Origin of the sequence: Acidisphaera sp. L21, assembly GCF_009765685.1 — a bacterium.
In the GTDB taxonomy this organism is placed as follows: domain Bacteria; phylum Pseudomonadota; class Alphaproteobacteria; order Acetobacterales; family Acetobacteraceae; genus LMUY01.
Genome location: NZ_LMUY01000015.1, coordinates 32,609 through 49,430, shown reverse-complemented (window position 1 = coordinate 49,430; position 16,822 = coordinate 32,609). Strand labels below are relative to the sequence as shown.

Genomic DNA, 16,822 nt, shown 5'->3' with positions numbered 1-16,822 from the left:
ACATGACCGACGTCGTCGTCGTTGAATCGCCCGCCAAGGCAAAGACTATCAATAAGTACCTCGGCGACAAATTTACCGTGCTCGCGAGCTTCGGCCACGTGCGGGACCTGCCACCGAAGGACGGATCCGTCCGGCCGGAGGAAGGGTTCGCCATGGACTGGGCCGCGGATGAGCGCGGCAACCGGCAGATCACCGCCATCGCGAAAGCGCTGAAGGGGGCCGATCGCCTGTGGCTGGCCACCGACCCGGATCGGGAGGGCGAGGCGATTTCATGGCACGTCCGCGCCATGCTGGAGGAGAAGAACGCGCTGAAGGGCGTGGACGTCCAGCGCATCACCTTCAACGAGATCACCAAGACCGCCATCCAGACCGCGATGGCGCATCCGCGCGACCTGGATACCCCGCTGATCGAGGCCTACATGGCCCGGCGCGCGTTGGACTACCTGGTCGGCTTTACCCTGTCCCCCGTGTTGTGGCGCAAGCTGCCGGGCAGCCGGTCTGCCGGGCGCGTCCAATCCGTGGCCCTGCGCCTGGTGTGCGAGCGGGAAGCCGAGATCGAGGCATTCCGGGCGCGCGAGTATTGGACGGTCGAGGCCCATTTCACCACGCCCGCCGGCGCCCCGTTCACCGCCCGGCTGACGGCGCTGGATGGCAAGAAGCTCGAACAATTCGACCTGAACAATGCCGCGAAGGCAGAGGCTGCGAAGCAGGCGGTCGAAGCGGGGCAGTTCTCCGTCGCGTCAGTCGAGCGCCGCCGGGTCAAGCGGCATCCGCAGCCGCCCTTCACGACCTCCAGCTTCCAGATGGATGCCAGCCGTAAGCTAGGGCTAGGCGCGCAGGCAGCGATGCGGGTGGCGCAGCAACTGTATGAAGGTGTGGATATCGGCGGCGATACCGTCGGCCTGATCTCCTACATGCGGACGGACGGTGTGCAGATGGCCAAGGAAGCCATCAGCGCCATTCGCGATCATGTGGCCGAGGCATACGGCCGTGACTATCTGCCCGGCGCGCCCCGCGAATACAGCACCAAGGCCAAGAACGCCCAAGAAGCGCATGAGGCGATCCGCCCGACCGACGTCGCCCGCACCCCGGCCGAGGTCGCGCGCTACCTGAATGACGAGCAGCGCCGGGTCTACGAACTGATCTGGAAGCGTGCCGTCGCCAGCCAGATGCAGTCGGCCGAACTGGACCAGGTGGCGGTCGACATCGCATCCGGTGGGACGCATATGCGGGCCAACGGCTCGATCGTGGCGTTCGACGGGTTCCTGAAGCTGTATCGGGAGGCCACGGACGAGGCGCCCGAGGGTGATAGCCGCGACGAATCGCGCATGCTGCCGCCGATGAACGAGCGGGACCCGCTGCGCCGCGACAAGGTGAATGCGGAGCAGCATTTCACCCAGCCGCCGCCCCGTTTCTCCGAGGCCAGCCTGGTGAAACGCATGGAGGAACTGGGCATCGGCCGCCCGTCCACCTACGCGTCCATCCTATCGGTGCTGCGCGACCGGAATTACGTGCGGATGGAGAATCGGCGCTTCGTGCCGGAGGATCGCGGACGGCTGGTGACGGCGTTCCTGACGTCGTTCTTCCAGCGCTACGTCGACACCGGGTTCACCGCCGGGCTGGAGGAGCAGTTGGACGACGTGTCCGACGGCCGGCTGGACTGGCGCAAAGTGATGGAGATGTTCTGGCACGACTTCTCCAACGCGGTGGAGCAGACGCGCGAGCTGAAGATCTCCGACGTCATCGACGCGCTGGACCAGGATCTGGGCGAGCATTTTTTCCCCGCCAAGGAAGACGGCACCGACCCGCGGGTCTGCCCGGCCTGCCACACTGGGCGGCTGGGGCTGAAGCTGGGTCGTCACGGCTCGTTCATCGGCTGCGCCAACTATCCGACCTGCCAATACACCCGCCGCCTGGCGGTCGAAGGCGAGGATGGCGGCACGCTGAAGGAGGGGATGCGTGAGCTGGGCCACCACCCGGATACGGGCGAAGACGTCACGGTTCGCCGCGGCCCGTACGGGCTGTATGTGCAGCAAGGCGCGCCCGACCCGGCGGACAAGAAGGCGAGGCCGCGCCGTACCTCTCTGCCGAAAGGGATGGAAGGCGACACCATCACGCTGGACCAGGCGCTGGGCCTGCTATCCCTGCCCCGCGAAATCGGCGCCCACCCAACCACAGGGGAGCGGATGGAGGCGGGGATCGGGCGGTTCGGCCCGTATGTGAAGATGGGCTCGATCTTCGCCTCGCTGGATAAGGACGACGACGTGCTGTCGATCGGCCTGAACCGCGCCGTCGACGCCCTACAGAAGAAGCTGGAGAGCATCCGGTCGATGGGCGCCCATCCGACGACGGGGGAGCCGGTGATGGTGAAGAAGGGGCGGTTCGGCCCCTACGTACAGGGCGGCAACATGGTCGCCAACCTGCCGCGTGGCGTCACCATGGAGGAGATCACGCTGGAGCAGGCGGTGACGCTGCTGGCGGAGAAGGGCAAGCCGCTGAAGGCCAAGCCCGGCGCCAAGAAGCCCGCCGCGCGCAAGGCCGCCCCGAAGGCCACTGCCGAGGCGAAACCCGCCGCCGTGAAGAAGGCACCCGTGAAAAAGGCACCGGCCAAGAAGCCGGCAGCGAAAAAACCCACGGCGAAGAAAGCGACCGTCAAGAAGCCAGCCGCCGCTAAGCCCGCCGTTCAGGTCCGCAAGGCGAGCTGAGAATTGGCAAGACGGCGCAAGGAGGGCGCGCCGCCCCCTGCCCTGCCGTCGCGTGAAGCGGTTCGCGACTTCATCCGCAACGCTACCGGCCGGGTCGGCAAGCGGGAGGTGGAGCGTGCCTTCCACTTGGGGCCGGAGCACCGCATTGCGCTCCGCACCTTGCTCAAGGATCTGGCGGGTGAGGGCGTGATCGCCCCGGCCGGTCATCGCCGCTTCACCCCGCCGGGCCGCCTGCCGGACGCGACCATCGTGCAGATCACCGGGACCGACCTCGATGGCGACGCCATCGCTCGCCCGGTCGCCTGGGATGGCGACGGCCCGCCGCCGATGGTGCTGATGGTGCCCGAACGGCGCGACTCCCCGGCGCTGGCACCCGGCGAGCGTGTGCTGGCCCGGCTGCGCCTGATCAGCGGCAACAAATACGAGGGCCGCACCCTCAAGCGCTTGACGGACGCGCCGGGCCGGGTGCTGGGGGTATTCCACGCCCATGCCGGCGGCGGCCGCATCCAACCCACCGACCGGCGGCAGAAGGCCGAATGGCAGGTTGCACCCGACGATATGGAGGGTGCGGAGGATGGCGAGATCGTTCTTGCCTCGCCGCTGCCCAGCCGCACCTACGGGCTAAAGTCCGCCCGGGTGGTGGAGCGTTTGGGGCGGATGGGCGACGCCCGCTCCGTCAGCCTCATCTGCATCTATACGCATGAAATTCCGGACGTCTTCCCCCCTGCCGCCATCGAACAGGCGGAGGCCGCGGGGCCGGTGCAGTTGGGCGGGCGGGAGGATTTGCGCGCCATCCCACTGGTCACCATCGATGGCGAGGATGCGCGCGATTTCGATGACGCCGTGTTCGCCGAAGCGGATGGGGACGGTCACCGGCTGATCGTCGCCATCGCCGACGTCGCGCATTACGTACCTTCCGGCTCCCCCCTGGACCGCACCGGCTGGGAACGCGGCAACAGCGTGTATTTCTCGGACCGCGTGGTGCCGATGCTGCCGGAGGCGCTGTCCAACGGTTGGTGCAGCCTGCGCCCGAACGAAGAACGCGGCTGCCTGTTCGTCGAGATGAAGGTCGATTCCGCGGGGACGAAGACCGCGCATCGCTTCGGGCGCGGGCTCATGCGCTCCGCCGCCCGGCTGACGTATGAGCAGGTTCAGCAGGCCCATGACGGTGGCGACGACCTCGGCCTGCCGATCCCGCCGCTCTACGCCGCGTTTCGCGCGTTGCTGACGGCGCGGCAGGCGCGCGGCACGCTGGATTTGGATCTGCCGGAACGAAAAGTTACCCTGGACGATAAGGGACAGGTATTGGCGATCACGCCACGCCCCCGACTCGACAGTCACCGCCTGATCGAAGAGTTCATGGTGCTGGCCAACGTCGCCGCTGCCGAGGCGCTGGAGAAACTGCGGCTGCCCTGCATGTATCGCGTTCACGCCCCGCCATCCGTCGAGAAGCTGGAGGCGTTGCGCACCTTCCTGCATGGGATGAGCGTGACGCTGCCGCCGCAGGGCCAGATCCACCCGCGCGACCTGGATGCGGTGCTGAAGCAGGTGGAGGGCACGGACGTCGCCCCTCTGGTGAACGAGGTCGTGCTACGGTCGCAAAGCCAGGCGCAGTATTCGCCAGAGAATATCGGCCATTTCGGCCTTGCTTTGCCGCGCTACGCCCACTTCACCAGCCCGATTCGCCGTTACGCCGACCTGTGCGTGCATCGCGCGCTGATCCGCGGCCTGGACGCCGGCCCGGATGGGCTGACGGATGTCGAGGCGACCAAGTTCGAGGACACGGCCGACCACATCACCGCCACCGAACGCCGCGCCGCGCTGGCCGAACGTGAGGCGATCGACCGGTATCTTGCCGCCTACATGGCAGACAAGACCGGTGCGCAGTTCGCCGCCCGCATCTCGGGGGTGACACGGTTCGGCTTGTTCGTCACTTTATCGGCAACGGGCGCTAGTGGGCTGGTGCCATTGTCCGCACTGCCCGACGATTTCTGGATGCATGATGAAGCGACGAAATCGTTGACCGGCCGACGGACCCGATTGTCCTTCCACTTGGCACAACCCATCGATGTTCGTCTCGTCGAGGCGACCCCAGTGACTGGCGGGCTGATTTTCGGCTTGGTCGCAATCGAGGGCGCCCGGCCCAAGGCATCGAAGACAAGAACCCGCTCCCGTTGAGCCGGGCTCTGTTCCTGGCCGTGCTGCTCTGGGTCATACCCGGGGTATCGCACGCGGCTGAAGCCTTCGCGCAACCGATGACGGCCTCTGTCTTCGGGACCGCCCTCGCGTTCATCACGCCGCGGACGCTGGAGCCGGAGGGCATGCCGCAACTGACGGTTTGGGGTCTACGTGGGCTGACCACGGTCGACCCGACGCTGGTGCCGGAGGTTCGGGAAAAGGAGATGCGGCTGCTGCAATCGGGCAAGCCGATCTTCAGCGCGCCGTTGCCGGACGGCGATGACGCAACCGGCTGGGGCAATCTGGCGGCCAACATGGCGGCGGCGGCCTATGCAGCGTCCGACCCGATCCGCCAAGGCGGAACGCAGGGCATCGTCCGTTCTTTCTTCGACGAGCTATTCAATCACCTCGATCCCTATTCCCGCTACGTCCCGCCCGGCGCCGCGGATACCGAGCGGGACCGGCGATCCGGGCAGGCGGGCCTAGGCCTGGCCCTGGCCCGTACCCGGGCGGGTATGGTCGTCAGCACCGTCGTGCCCAGCAGCCCGGCCGACGATGCGGGGTTGCGCCCGGGCGACCGCATCCTCAGCGTCGATGGCCGCCCTATCCGCGGTGAGGCTGCTGCCGCGATCGAGGCGCTGATCGCCGGACCGGAGGGCACGACGGTGCGCCTGGTTTGGCGTGGTCGCGGCCGGCCGCAGCAGGCAGAGATCGAGCGCGCGCTGGTGCCGCCGCAGACCGTCACGGCTGAGCGGCTGGACGACGTGGTACTGATCCACATCACCGGGTTCAGCGTCGACACGGATGACCAGTTCGCCGCCGCGCTGGAGGCAGCGTTTGCCGGGCACAAGGTGCGCGGCATCATCATCGATCTGCGTGGCAATCGCGGCGGATTGCTGCGGCAGGCCGTATCGGTGACCGACCAGGTGATGACCGACGGGCTGGTGACCACCACCGCCGGCCGTAATCCGCAAAGCAGCCACGTCTGGCCCGGCGGCACCAATGGCGACGGCGCCCAGGGCCGCCCAATGATCGTGCTGGTCGACGGCCGCACGGCGAGCGCGGCGGAAATCATGGCCGCTGCACTGGCCGATAACGGCCGGGCCGTCATCGTCGGCAGCGCCACGCTCGGCAAGGGCTTGGTCCAGACCATCTCGCCACTGCCCGATGGTGGCGAGTTGTTCGTCACATGGAGCCGCGTGCTGGCGCCGGGTGGCTGGCCGTTGCAGGGGCTGGGCATCATGCCGCAGGTCTGCACCAGTCTCGGCAACGATTCAGTGAACGCCCAATTGGCCGATTTGTTGAAGGGCCAACAGAGCCTGGCGCCTGCCCTGGCCCGGCACAACGCAGCCCGCGCCCCGCTGCCGGTGGCGCAGGTGGTGGAACTACGCAACGCCTGCCCGGCTGCCGAGGGCCGGGATAGTGATCTGGATGCCGCAGGCTACCTGCTGGACCACCCGAGCGCCTACCAAACCGCGCTCAGCAAGCTCGTCGCCGCGCCATAAAAAACGCCCTCCTCCCGTTGCCGGGGAAGGGCGCTGTTCTTGCCGCGATGCGTGGTGGTTAGATGGCCGCCTGGCTCACGAACTTCGTGGACAGGTAGGCCTCCAAGCCCTCGACCCCGCCTTCGGAGCCATAGCCGCTGTCCTTCACGCCGCCGAACGGCGTTTCCGGCAGGGCCAGGCCATGATGGTTGATCGACATCATGCCCGACTCGACCTCGGCCGCGATCCGCGTCGCTGTGGTGGAGTTGCTGGTGTAGGCATACGACGCCAGACCATAGGCGAGCCGGTTGGCCTCGCTCACCGCTTCGTCGATGTCGCGGAACGAGCTCATCACTGCCAGCGGGCCGAACGGCTCCTCGTTCATCACGCGGGCATCGGTCGGCACGCCGGTCATCACCGTCGGCTGGAAGAAATTGCCGACGTTGCCGATGCGCGCGCCACCGGTGCGAACTTCGCCACCGTGCTGGATCGCGTCGGCGATGAAGCCCTCCATAGCCTGCACCCGGCGGTCATTGGCTAGCGGCCCCATCGTGGTGCCCTGCTCCAGTCCATTGCCGACCTTCACGGCCTTTGCCGCCGCGGTGAAACGCTCGACGAAATCGTCGTATACCTTCTCCTGCACCAGGATCCGGGTCGGCGCGATGCAGACCTGGCCGGCGTTGCGGAACTTGTTGGCGGCCAGCACCTTGGTCGCCACTTCGAGGTTCGCGTCGTCGAAGATGATCGCCGGTGCGTGTCCGCCCAGCTCCATCGTCACACGCTTCATGTGCTCACCGGCCATCGCCGCCAGTTGCTTGCCCACCGCCGTCGACCCAGTGAAGCTGATCTTGCGGACGATCGGGTGCGGAATGAGGTAGGAACTGATTTCCGCCGGGATCCCGTAGACCAGGCCAACCGTGCCAGGCGGCACGCCGGCATCCACGAAGGCGCGCACCAACTCGGCAACGCTGCCGGGTGTCTCCTCCGGCCCCTTCACGATGATGGAGCAGCCGGCAGCGAGCGCCGCAGCCATCTTCTTCACCGCCTGGTTGATCGGGAAGTTCCACGGCGTGAAGGCTGCAACAACGCCCACCGGCTCGCGCAGGGACATCTGATAGACGCCGGGAATGCGGGCCGGGATGACGCGGCCATAGGCGCGGCGGCCTTCCTCGGCCATCCACTCGATGTTCTCTGGCGCCAGCGATGTCTCGCCCTTGGCTTCGACCAGCGGCTTGCCCTGCTCCATCACCATGATCGTGGCGATGTGGTCCAAACGCTCGCGCAGCAGGTCGGCGGCCTTGCGCATGATCTTCGACCGCTCGACCGAAGACATGCGCTTCCAGACGTTGAAGCCCTTTTGCGCGGCGGCGAGTGCGCGGTCCAGATCGGCCTTCTCGGCATGGGCAACGGTGCCGATCGTCTCGCCGGTGGCCGGGTTCAGCACGGGCAGCGTTTTACCAGATTGCGCGGGGCCCCAGACGTTATCGATCAGGAGTTGGGTGTCGGCATACATGGCATGTCCCTCTTGTCGCATTTGCGCGGGACGATACGCCCCCTACCCGGCAACGCAACCGCTAGGCCAGCATGTCATCCAACCGAATCGGCAGATCGCGCACGCGGATACCGGTTGCATGGAACACCGCGTTGGCGATGGCAGCGGCCATGCCGACCATCGGCAACTCGCCCAGCCCTTTTGCCCCGACCGGATTGGCCACGCGATCATCCGCCTCCAGCAGTTTGGCGGTGATGACGGGGATGTCGGCGTTCACCGGCACCACGTACTCACTGATGTTGGCGTTGACGATGCGGCCGGTGGCTTCGTCCACCAGCGTCTCCTCCAGCAGCGCCATGCCGACACCGAAGGTCATGCCGCCGATCAGTTGGCTGTGCGCCGTTTTGGCATTCAACACCCGGCCGCCATCGAACACACCGACCAGCCGCGAAACCCGGATTTCCCCGGTGAGTGAATCGACCCGAACCTCAGCAAACTGCGCCCCGAAGGCGTGCAACGAGTGGGTTTTGTCGTCCTTGCCCGGCGGCTTGGCGTCGCCCTGCACATCGACGGATTCGACGTTGCGCCGGGCCATCATCTCGCCCAGCGTCATCCGGCCCGGCGGCCCCACCACAGCGCCGTTTTCCAAGTGAAAATCGGCAGGTTTGGCGCCTGCCCAGCGATCCCCGGCATCCGAGATCGCCATCGCGATGGCATGGTCCCGCGCCAGCTTGCACGCGGCCAACACAGCCGACCCGACGCTCGCCACCGTCTGCGAGCCGCCGGAAACGGGGGCGCTCGGCAGGCGGCTGTCGCCCAGTTCCACCCGCACACGCTCGATCGGCAGACCGAACTCGTCGGCGGCGAGTTGCGCCATGACGGTGTAGGTGCCGGTGCCCAAATCCTGCGTGCCGGACTGCACCACCACGTTGCCATTCGCCATCAGCCGTATCCGCGCACTGGCCGGGCTCTGATTGGTTGGATAGGTCGAGGTCGCCATGCCCATTCCGACTAGCCAATCGCCGTCCCGCATGGATCGCGGTTCCAGCGTGCGGCGGGCCCAACCGAACTCCGCGGCCCCCTGCTCGTAGCATTCACGCAGGCGCTTGGAAGAAAAGGGCAGGTTCTCGTGCGGGTCGGTCTCGGCGTAGTTCTTCAGGCGGAGGACGATCGGATCCATCTTCAGCGCGACCGCCACCTCGTCCATTGCCGACTCGATGGCGAACACCCCGGGCGCCTCGCCGGGTGCGCGCATGTAAGTGGGCAGGCCCTGGTTCACGCCCACCAGGCGATGCGTCACCGCCAGGTTCGGGCACGCGTAGAGCATCTCCGTCGCCAGCGCGACCGGCTCCACGAACTCCCCCAGTTTCGGCATCGACATCTGGCTGATGCCGTCATGCCGGACCGAGAGCAGGGTGCCGTCATTGGCTACGCCGATGGCGATCTTCTGCACCGTCATCGGGCGGAATCCGTTGGAGGTGAACATCTGCGCCCGTGACAGCACCAGCTTGACCGGCCGCTTCACCACGCGCGCTGCCATCGCCGCCAGTGTAGCCGGCGGCCAGGTGCTGCCCTTGGAACCGAAACCGCCACCGACGAACGGGCAGATCACGCGCACATTCGCCTTTTCGATCCCGAACATCCCGGCCAGCGTGGCTTGCGCCCCGCTGATACCTTGGGTGGAAGTCCACACCGTCAGCCGGTCGCCATCCCAGGCCGCAATTGTGGCGTGCGGCTCCATCGGGTTATGGTGTTCGTTCGGCGTGGTGTAGGTGGCCCGGATCCGAACGGGGGCGGCGGCGAAACTGCCCGCGGGGTCTCCGCGGCTGCTGTCGGGCTTGCGCTGGCCGTTGCGGAAATTCTTTGGTACGTAGGCTTGGTCGAGCGCGCCCTCCATCGTCGTCTGCGCCTCGCCTTCGGTGTAGCGCAGCTTCACCGCGGCCGCCGCGGCCTGCGCACGCTCCAGCGTTTCCGCCACGACGATGGCGACGTGCTGGCCGTTATAGATGACTTCCAAGTCCTGAAGCGCCGGCTGGGTGATGGCCTGCGGCACACCGCCCTTAGTGGACAGTTTCGGCGCATTGTCTGGTGTGATGATAGCGAGCACGCCGGGCATACCTTGCGCCACCGCCAGATCGAACCCGGCGATCTGCCCGGCGGCGATCGTGCTTTGCACCAGCACCGCATGCACCGTGGCGGGAATGGCGAATTCGGCGGCGTAGGTTGCAGCGCCCGTCACCTTCTGGCGACCGTCGCGACGATCGATCGGCTGTCCTGTAATCATGCCCATCGCCCCTATGCCGACGCCAGTTGCAGACCGCGCAGTATCGCGCGTTCCATCAGCTTCACCTTGAAAGCATTGTCCTTGGTGGTGACCGCTCCCTCTCCGGCCAGTGACGCTGCCTCCTGAAAGCTCTCGGGCGTCGCTGGGCGGCCCTGCAAAGCGGCCTCCACTTGCGACAGTCGCCACGGTCGCGGTGCGACACCGCCCATGGCGATCCGAACATTCCGCACCGTGCCATCTGTGACCTCCAGAGCCACGGCAGCGGACACGACGGCGAACTCGAACGACGCGCGATCCCGCACTTTCACGTAGCGAGACCGTCGGGCGGATGCGCTGCGTGGCACGACGACGGCGACGATCAACTCGCCGGGCAGCAGGTTGGTCTCGATCTCGGGCGTGCTGCCGGGCAGGCGATAGAACTCGGCGAACGGCACCAGCCGCGTGCCACCCCCGGGCGACACCAGCTGCAACGAGGCGTCCATCGCCATCAGCGCCACCGGCATGTCGGAGGGATGCGTGGCGATGCAGTGGTCGCTCACCCCCAACACGCCCAGCCCGCGGCTCTCACCCGGGATCGCCGGGCAGCCGGAGCCGGGGCTCCGCTTGTTGCAACTGAACCCGACGTCGCGGAAATAGCCGCAGCGGGTCCGCTGCAGCAGGTTGCCGCCGACCGTGCCCATGTTGCGGATCTGTGGCGAGGCGGATAGCAGCAGCGCTTCACTCAGCGCCGGCCAAGAACTCCGCACATCGGCGTGGGTCGCCACCTCCACCATCCGCGCCAACGCGCCGAGTTGCAGCGAGCCATCCGTCGCCGTGGAAATCGTGTCGGGCAGCAACCCTTCGATGTCGATCAGGTGATGCGGGGTTTCGACATTGTCCTTGGCCAGCTGCATCAGGTCGGTGCCGCCGGCGATGTATTTGGCACCCGCCTGCGGACCGGCGGCCAGCGCGTCGTCCAACGAACGAGGCTGGGCCAGGGTGAAGCCCTCCATGGCTCAGGCCCTCCCGGCGGCGTCGCGGATGGCGCCGACGATGTTCGCGTAAGCGCCGCAGCGACAGATGTTGCCGCTCATGTTCTCGCGGATTTCGGCGTCGCTGCCGGCATGCCCCTCCTGCACCAGCGCCACGGCGGACATGATCTGCCCGGGCGTACAGTAGCCGCATTGATAAGCGTCGTGATGCAGGAAGGCAGCCTGCATCGGATGCAGGTCGTCGCCACTGGCCAGCCCCTCGATCGTGGTAACCGCCTTGCCCTGCGCGCGCGCCGCCAACGTGAGGCACGAGACGACCCGGCGCCCGTCGATATGGACCGTGCATGCCCCGCAAGACCCGCGGTCGCAACCCTTCTTGGTGCCCGTCAGCCCGGCGTATTCACGCAGCGCGTCCAGCAATGAGGTGCGCGGTTCGAGGGACAGCGACACGCGCTGGCCGTTCACCTGCAGCACCACGTCTACATTGGCCGGCGGTGCGGCGGGACGGGTTGCGCTTGCGCCGGGTGCAGATAGGGTAGCGCAAGCCCAGCAGCCGTCCCGCCGAGCACGCTACGCCGTGTAACCGGAAATTCACCCATCCCCATTCTCCCCACACCAACGCCACAACGCAGGTCGTGGCCAAGAGATCGTTCGGCAGGGGGATTTGAGAACGGGGCTAGATCGTCTCCGAATCCAGCGCGTAGCCAGCGGCACGGACGGTGCGTACCAGGTCCAACTCGTCCGGCCCGTTGATCGACTTGCGCAGGCGGCGGATATGCACGTCCACCGTGCGGGGCTCGACATGGATATCGGGCCCCCATACCGCGTCGAGCAATTCCTCGCGCGAGAACACGCGGCGCGGATGCTGCATCAGGAATTCCAGCAGGCGGAACTCGGTCGGGCCCAGATGGATCGGCCGGCTGTTGCGTTGCACCCGGTGGGCCGACAGATCCATGACGATGTCGTGGAACTCCAGCATCCCTTTCGCCGACACCCCGCCGGAGCGGCGGAGCAAAGCGCGCATACGGGCCAGCAGCGCGTCCATGTTGAACGGCTTTGTGATGTAGTCGTCGGCGCCCGTGTTCAAGCCACGCACCGCGTCCCCATCCTCGGTCCGGGCCGTCACCATGATCACTGGGAGATCACGGGTGATGGGGCGGCGGCGGATCTGGCGGCAGACCTCGATCCCGCTCATCACTGGCAGCATCCAGTCCAGCAGCACCAGATCAGGCTTGGCCTCGGAAATGCGGGTCAGCGCCTCCTGCCCGTCGCCAGCCTCGTCGACGCGGAACCCCTGCTTTTCCAGGTTGTAGCGCAGCATGGTGGCCAGGGCGGCCTCATCTTCCACCACCAGGACCAGCGGCTTGGTCTGGTTCGACATCAGTTCTGCCATGACCATGTTCCCTACCCGCGCGCGCGAACGACAGCGTAGGCGGAGGAATCACCTTTGGGCCGCGCCTCTGGCAGGCTGTCGCCGGTCACCGCGTAATAGACGGTCTCGGCAATGTTGGTCGCGTGGTCGCCGATCCGCTCCAGGTTCTTGGCGATGAACAGCAGGTGCGTGCAGGGCGTGATGTTGCGCGGGTCTTCCATCATGTAGGTAACCAGCTCGCGGAAGATGGCGTTGTAGATATCGTCCACCGCCTGGTCCGAGCGCCAGACCTGCGTGGCCTTCTCCACATCGTTCTCGCCGATCGCGTCCACCACCAGCTTCAGGTTTTCCTGCACCAGCCGCAGCATGTGCGCGATACCGGACAGGCTGAACGGCAGGGAGAACTGCGCCAGCACGATGGACCGCTTGGCCACGTTGGCGGCGTAGTCGCCGATCCGTTCCAGGCCGGCCGTGATCTTCAGCGACGCCACGATCTGCCGGAGGTCCTGCGCCATGGGCTGACGTAGGGCCAGCATGCGGATCACCTGGCCCTCGACCTCTCGCTCCAGCGCATCGACGGCCGGGTCCTGTTCCACGGCGCGGGTGGCGGCGTCGCTATCCTGTTGGACGACAGCGGCGGCGGCGGCGGCGACCTGCGCCTCGACCAAGCCGCCCATCTGGGTCATCCGGTCACGCAGGGCTGCAAGTTCCTGCGCGTATGACCGGACGATGTGTTCTGGCTGCAAATCGGCCATTTCCTGCTCCCTCAGCCGAACCGGCCGGTGATGTATTCCTGGGTGCGCTTCTGCTTCGGCGCGGTGAACATCTGCGCGGCCGGCGCCACCTCCACCAACTCGCCCAGGTAGAAGAACGCCACCTGGTCGGCGCAGCGCGCGGCCTGCTGCATGTTGTGGGTGACGATGACGATGGTGAAATCGCGCTTCAACTCGTCGATCAACTCCTCCACCCGCAGCGTGCTGATCGGGTCCAGGGCGGAGGTCGGCTCGTCCAGCAGGATCACCTCCGGCCGGGTGGCGATGGTGCGGGCGATACACAGGCGCTGCTGTTGCCCGCCAGACAACCCGGCGGCGGAGGCGCTCAGGCGGTCCTTCACCTCCGGCCACAGGGCAGCGCGGGTCAGCGACCATTCGACCCGCTCGTTCATCTGCGCCTTGCTCAGCCGCTCGTGCAATTTCACGCCGAAGGCGATGTTGTCGTAGATCGACATCGGGAACGGCGTCGGCTTCTGGAACACCATGCCGACCCGGCTGCGCAGCACGTTCAGATCCATGCCGGGGTCGATGATGTTGTCGCCATCCATCATCACTTTGCCCTCGGCGCGCTGGCCGGGATACAGGTCATACATGCGGTTCAGCACGCGCAACAGCGTCGACTTGCCGCAGCCGGACGGGCCGATCATGCCCGTGACCTTGCGGTCCGGAAATTCGACCGACACGGATTTCAGCGCCTTGTTGGTGCCGTAGTAGAAATCGAGCCCGCTGATGGCGATGCGCGGGGCTTCGGTGGTGGCGGCCGTCGCCGGGGCGTTGCTGCGCGATCCGGCCGTGGCGTTCTCGGTCATGCTCATGTCCATTCTCGATCCCGCGATCTAGCTGCGGCGGCGCAGGGCAACCCGCGCCACGATATTAAGGGCCAGCACGCCGAACGTAATCAGCAGCGCCGCAACCCAGGAGAGGTCCACCAGATCCTGATAGGCCGACCCGGCATATTGGTAGATGGTTACCGGAAGGCTGGACATGGCCTGGCCAAACGCCGTGATGATCGTCGCCGGGTGCTTGAAATCCACCGTCGCGTTCAAATTGCCCAGGCTGGTGAACAGCAGCGGTGCTGTTTCGCCGGCGATCCGGGCAATGGCCAGCAACAGGCCCGTGACGATGCCGTCGCGGGCCGCCGGATAGCAAACCAACACGATCGACTTCCATTTCGGCGCACCCAGCGCGATCGCTGCTTCGCGCAGCGAGACGGGCACCAGCCGCAGCATGTCCTCCGTCGTGCGGACCACGATCGGGATCACGATCACCGCCAGCGCGATGCACCCGGCGATGCCCGAATACCCGCCAACCGGCAGCACAAGCAGCGTGTAGATGAACAGGCCGATCAAGATAGACGGTGCGGACAGCAGCACGTCCGACACGAAGCGCACCGCATTGCCCAGCGCCGAGCCGCGTGAATATTCGGCGAGGTAGGTGCCAACCATCAGCCCGATCGGCGTGCCGATGGCGGTACCGACGACGGTTTGCAGCAGGCTGCCGACGATGGCATTGGCCAGCCCGCCATTGGAGCCCGCGGGCGCGGTGTTCTTGTAAAGGACGCCCAGCGACAACCCGCCCAGCCCGCGAACCAGCAGCGTGAACAGGATGGAGGCCAGCAGCAGCAGCCCGATCGCCGTGGCACCGATGCACAGCACGACGACGAGACGGTCTGCCATGCGCCGCCGCCGGGCCAGGCGGGCGCCCAATGCGTGGTCCCGGCCGGGGCCCGGGATGGTCGACGCGCCGGAGGTCAAGGTTGCGCTCATGACGGTCAGGCCTTGACTGCGCGCGGACGCAGCAGGAGCCGCGATATGGCCAGCACGATGAAGGAGATGACGAACAGGATGAACCCGAGCGCCAGCAGCGAGGATAGCTTCAGGCTGCCAGCTGGTGCCTCTGGAAACTCCAGCGCCACCAGGGAGGCGATGGTGTTGCCCGGCGCGAACAGCGAGGCGGAGATCCGGTTGGTGTTGCCGATGACGAACGTCACCGCCATCGTCTCCCCCAAGGCCCGCCCCAGCCCCAGCATGATCCCGCCAACGACGGAACTGCGGGTGTAGGGCAGCACGATCGACCGCATCACCTCCCACCGCGTGCAGCCGATCCCGTAAGCCGATTCCTTGAACATCGGCGGGACGGTGAGGAAGACGTCGCGCATGGTGGCGGCGATGAATGGGATGATCATGACCGCCAGGATCAGGGCCGCCGTGAGGATGCCGGTGCCGAACGGCGCGCCGGAGAACAGCACGCCGAGGCCGGGCACATCGCCCAACGTATCGATCATCCAGGGCTGAACCGTCTCGGCCATGAACGGCACGATCACGAAGAAGCCCCACATGCCGAAGATGATGGAAGGCACTGCGGCCAGCAGCTCGATCGCAGTCCCGATCGGGCGGCGCATCCAATTGGGCGCCATCTCCGTCAGAAAGAACGCAATGCCGAAAGCGAGCGGCACCGAGACGATCAGCGCCAACACAGCCGTGACCAGCGTGCCGTAGATCGGGACCGCAGCGCCGTAGATCTCCTGCACCGGATCCCAGTCAGCATCGGTCAGGAAGCCGAGGCCGAATGTGCTGAAGGCCTTCAGCCCACCGACGAACAGCATGACGATGATGGCGCCCAGCAGAGCCAGGACCAGGATTCCCGAGCCGCGAGCGAACCCGGCGAAGACCTTGTCGCCAAACGCGCCGCTGGACGTGCCATGGCGCTGCGCAGGCTGTGCGGGTGGTTGTGTTTGCGGCGTCGCAGACAGGGAATGTGACACTATGCCGTCCGTACTGGGGCTGGACTCGTTGGGGCGGCCACCAGGATGGCGGCCGCCCCTGCAGTCGGGATCGGCTTACTTGTAGACGGCTTGGCCACCGGCCATCACGTCCTTCTTCCAGGCAGCGCGCACGGTATCCTGCACGTTGGCCGGCAGCGGGATGTAGTCGAGCTGGGACGCGATCGTGCCACCGCTCTTGTACGTCCAGTCGAAGAACTTCATGACGTTGGCGCTACGGGCCGCGTCCTTCGGGTCCTTCGGCAGCAGGATGAAGGTCGGGGACACGATCGGCCAAACGTTCGCGCCGCTCAGGTCGATCAGGCTGACGGCGAAGTTCGACGCACCGGTCCAGTCGCCAGCAGCCGCGGCCGCCTTGTAGGAGTCGATGGTCGGCTTGACGAAGTTGCCGGCCTTATTGCGAAGCTGCGCCGTGGTCAGGTGGTTCTGCGTGGCATAGGCGTTCTCGACATAGCCGATGCCGCCGCGGGTGTGGCCGACCGTTGCGGCCACGCCGTCATTGCCCTTGGCGCCGGCGCCTGCCGGCCACTTCACGCTGGTGTTGGCACCAACGTCGGTCTTCCAGGACGGGCTGACCGCGGAGAGGTAGGAAGTGAACACGTAGGACGTGCCCGACGCCTCGGCACGGTAGACCGGGGCGATGGCCAGGTTCGGCAGGCTCACGCCGTGGTTCATCTCGACCAGCTTGGGGTCGTTCCACTTGACGATCTTGCCGGCATAGATGTCGGCCAGGATCTCACCGCTGAGCTTCAGCTCGTCGGTCTTCATACCGGGAATGTTC

13 protein-coding genes are annotated in these 16,822 nt (G+C 66.5%); 3 read left to right on the top strand and 10 right to left on the bottom strand.

Translation table 11 applies throughout. The features are described from left to right. Positions 1-2 precede the first annotated feature (2 nt). From topA to GSQ76_RS03400, 3 genes are read left to right on the top strand one after another with little or no spacing between them, the layout of a single operon-like run. On the top strand, positions 3-2,705 hold the full coding sequence (gene topA / locus GSQ76_RS03410) for a type I DNA topoisomerase (RefSeq protein ID WP_158742506.1): 2,703 nt from the start codon (positions 3-5) through the stop codon (positions 2,703-2,705). A 3-nt stretch (positions 2,706-2,708) separates the two neighbouring features. Beyond that, complete coding sequence (gene rnr, locus GSQ76_RS03405; RefSeq protein WP_158742505.1) at positions 2,709-4,883, top strand: ribonuclease R; 2,175 nt, start codon at positions 2,709-2,711, stop codon at positions 4,881-4,883. Beyond that, positions 4,880-6,388 (top strand): S41 family peptidase, encoded by a 1,509-nt coding sequence (locus tag GSQ76_RS03400; RefSeq protein ID WP_158742504.1) that lies wholly within the window; start codon positions 4,880-4,882, stop codon positions 6,386-6,388. The genes rnr and GSQ76_RS03400 overlap by 4 nt, the downstream gene beginning before the upstream one ends. Before the next feature lie 58 nt (positions 6,389-6,446). Here the strand turns inward: GSQ76_RS03400 and GSQ76_RS03395 are convergent, their stop codons facing one another. From GSQ76_RS03395 to pstS, 10 genes are all read right to left on the bottom strand, one after another. Further along, a complete protein-coding gene (locus tag GSQ76_RS03395) occupies positions 6,447-7,880 on the bottom strand; it encodes an NAD-dependent succinate-semialdehyde dehydrogenase (protein WP_158742503.1) in 1,434 nt (477 codons plus the stop codon). A 61-nt stretch (positions 7,881-7,941) separates the two neighbouring features. After that, positions 7,942-10,143, bottom strand: a complete 2,202-nt coding sequence (locus GSQ76_RS03390; RefSeq protein WP_216850875.1) for a xanthine dehydrogenase family protein molybdopterin-binding subunit — start codon at positions 10,141-10,143, stop codon at positions 7,942-7,944. An 11-nt stretch (positions 10,144-10,154) separates the two neighbouring features. Further along, positions 10,155-11,135 (bottom strand): xanthine dehydrogenase family protein subunit M, encoded by a 981-nt coding sequence (locus GSQ76_RS03385; protein ID WP_158742501.1) that lies wholly within the window; start codon positions 11,133-11,135, stop codon positions 10,155-10,157. A gap of 3 nt (positions 11,136-11,138) precedes the next feature. After that, a complete protein-coding gene (locus tag GSQ76_RS03380; RefSeq protein WP_158742500.1) occupies positions 11,139-11,591 on the bottom strand; it encodes a (2Fe-2S)-binding protein in 453 nt (150 codons plus the stop codon). Between the two features lie 199 nt (positions 11,592-11,790). After that, on the bottom strand, positions 11,791-12,507 hold the full coding sequence (gene phoB, locus GSQ76_RS03375; protein WP_408836161.1) for a phosphate regulon transcriptional regulator PhoB: 717 nt from the start codon (positions 12,505-12,507) through the stop codon (positions 11,791-11,793). An 11-nt stretch (positions 12,508-12,518) separates the two neighbouring features. Beyond that, positions 12,519-13,241 (bottom strand): phosphate signaling complex protein PhoU, encoded by a 723-nt coding sequence (phoU, locus tag GSQ76_RS03370; RefSeq protein WP_158742499.1) that lies wholly within the window; start codon positions 13,239-13,241, stop codon positions 12,519-12,521. 11 nt (positions 13,242-13,252) lie between these two features. Next, positions 13,253-14,074 carry a phosphate ABC transporter ATP-binding protein PstB gene (pstB, locus tag GSQ76_RS03365; protein WP_408836160.1) on the bottom strand — a complete coding sequence of 274 codons (822 nt, stop codon included), beginning with the start codon at positions 14,072-14,074 and terminating at the stop codon, positions 13,253-13,255. A 21-nt stretch (positions 14,075-14,095) separates the two neighbouring features. Next, positions 14,096-15,025 carry a phosphate ABC transporter permease PstA gene (gene pstA / locus GSQ76_RS03360; protein WP_158742497.1) on the bottom strand — a complete coding sequence of 310 codons (930 nt, stop codon included), beginning with the start codon at positions 15,023-15,025 and terminating at the stop codon, positions 14,096-14,098. A gap of 5 nt (positions 15,026-15,030) precedes the next feature. Continuing rightward, on the bottom strand, positions 15,031-16,026 hold the full coding sequence (gene pstC / locus GSQ76_RS03355) for a phosphate ABC transporter permease subunit PstC (protein ID WP_408836166.1): 996 nt from the start codon (positions 16,024-16,026) through the stop codon (positions 15,031-15,033). 72 nt (positions 16,027-16,098) lie between these two features. Beyond that, the coding region (gene pstS / locus GSQ76_RS03350) for a phosphate ABC transporter substrate-binding protein PstS (protein WP_254070221.1) at positions 16,099-16,822 on the bottom strand (724 nt) is incomplete at its 5' end.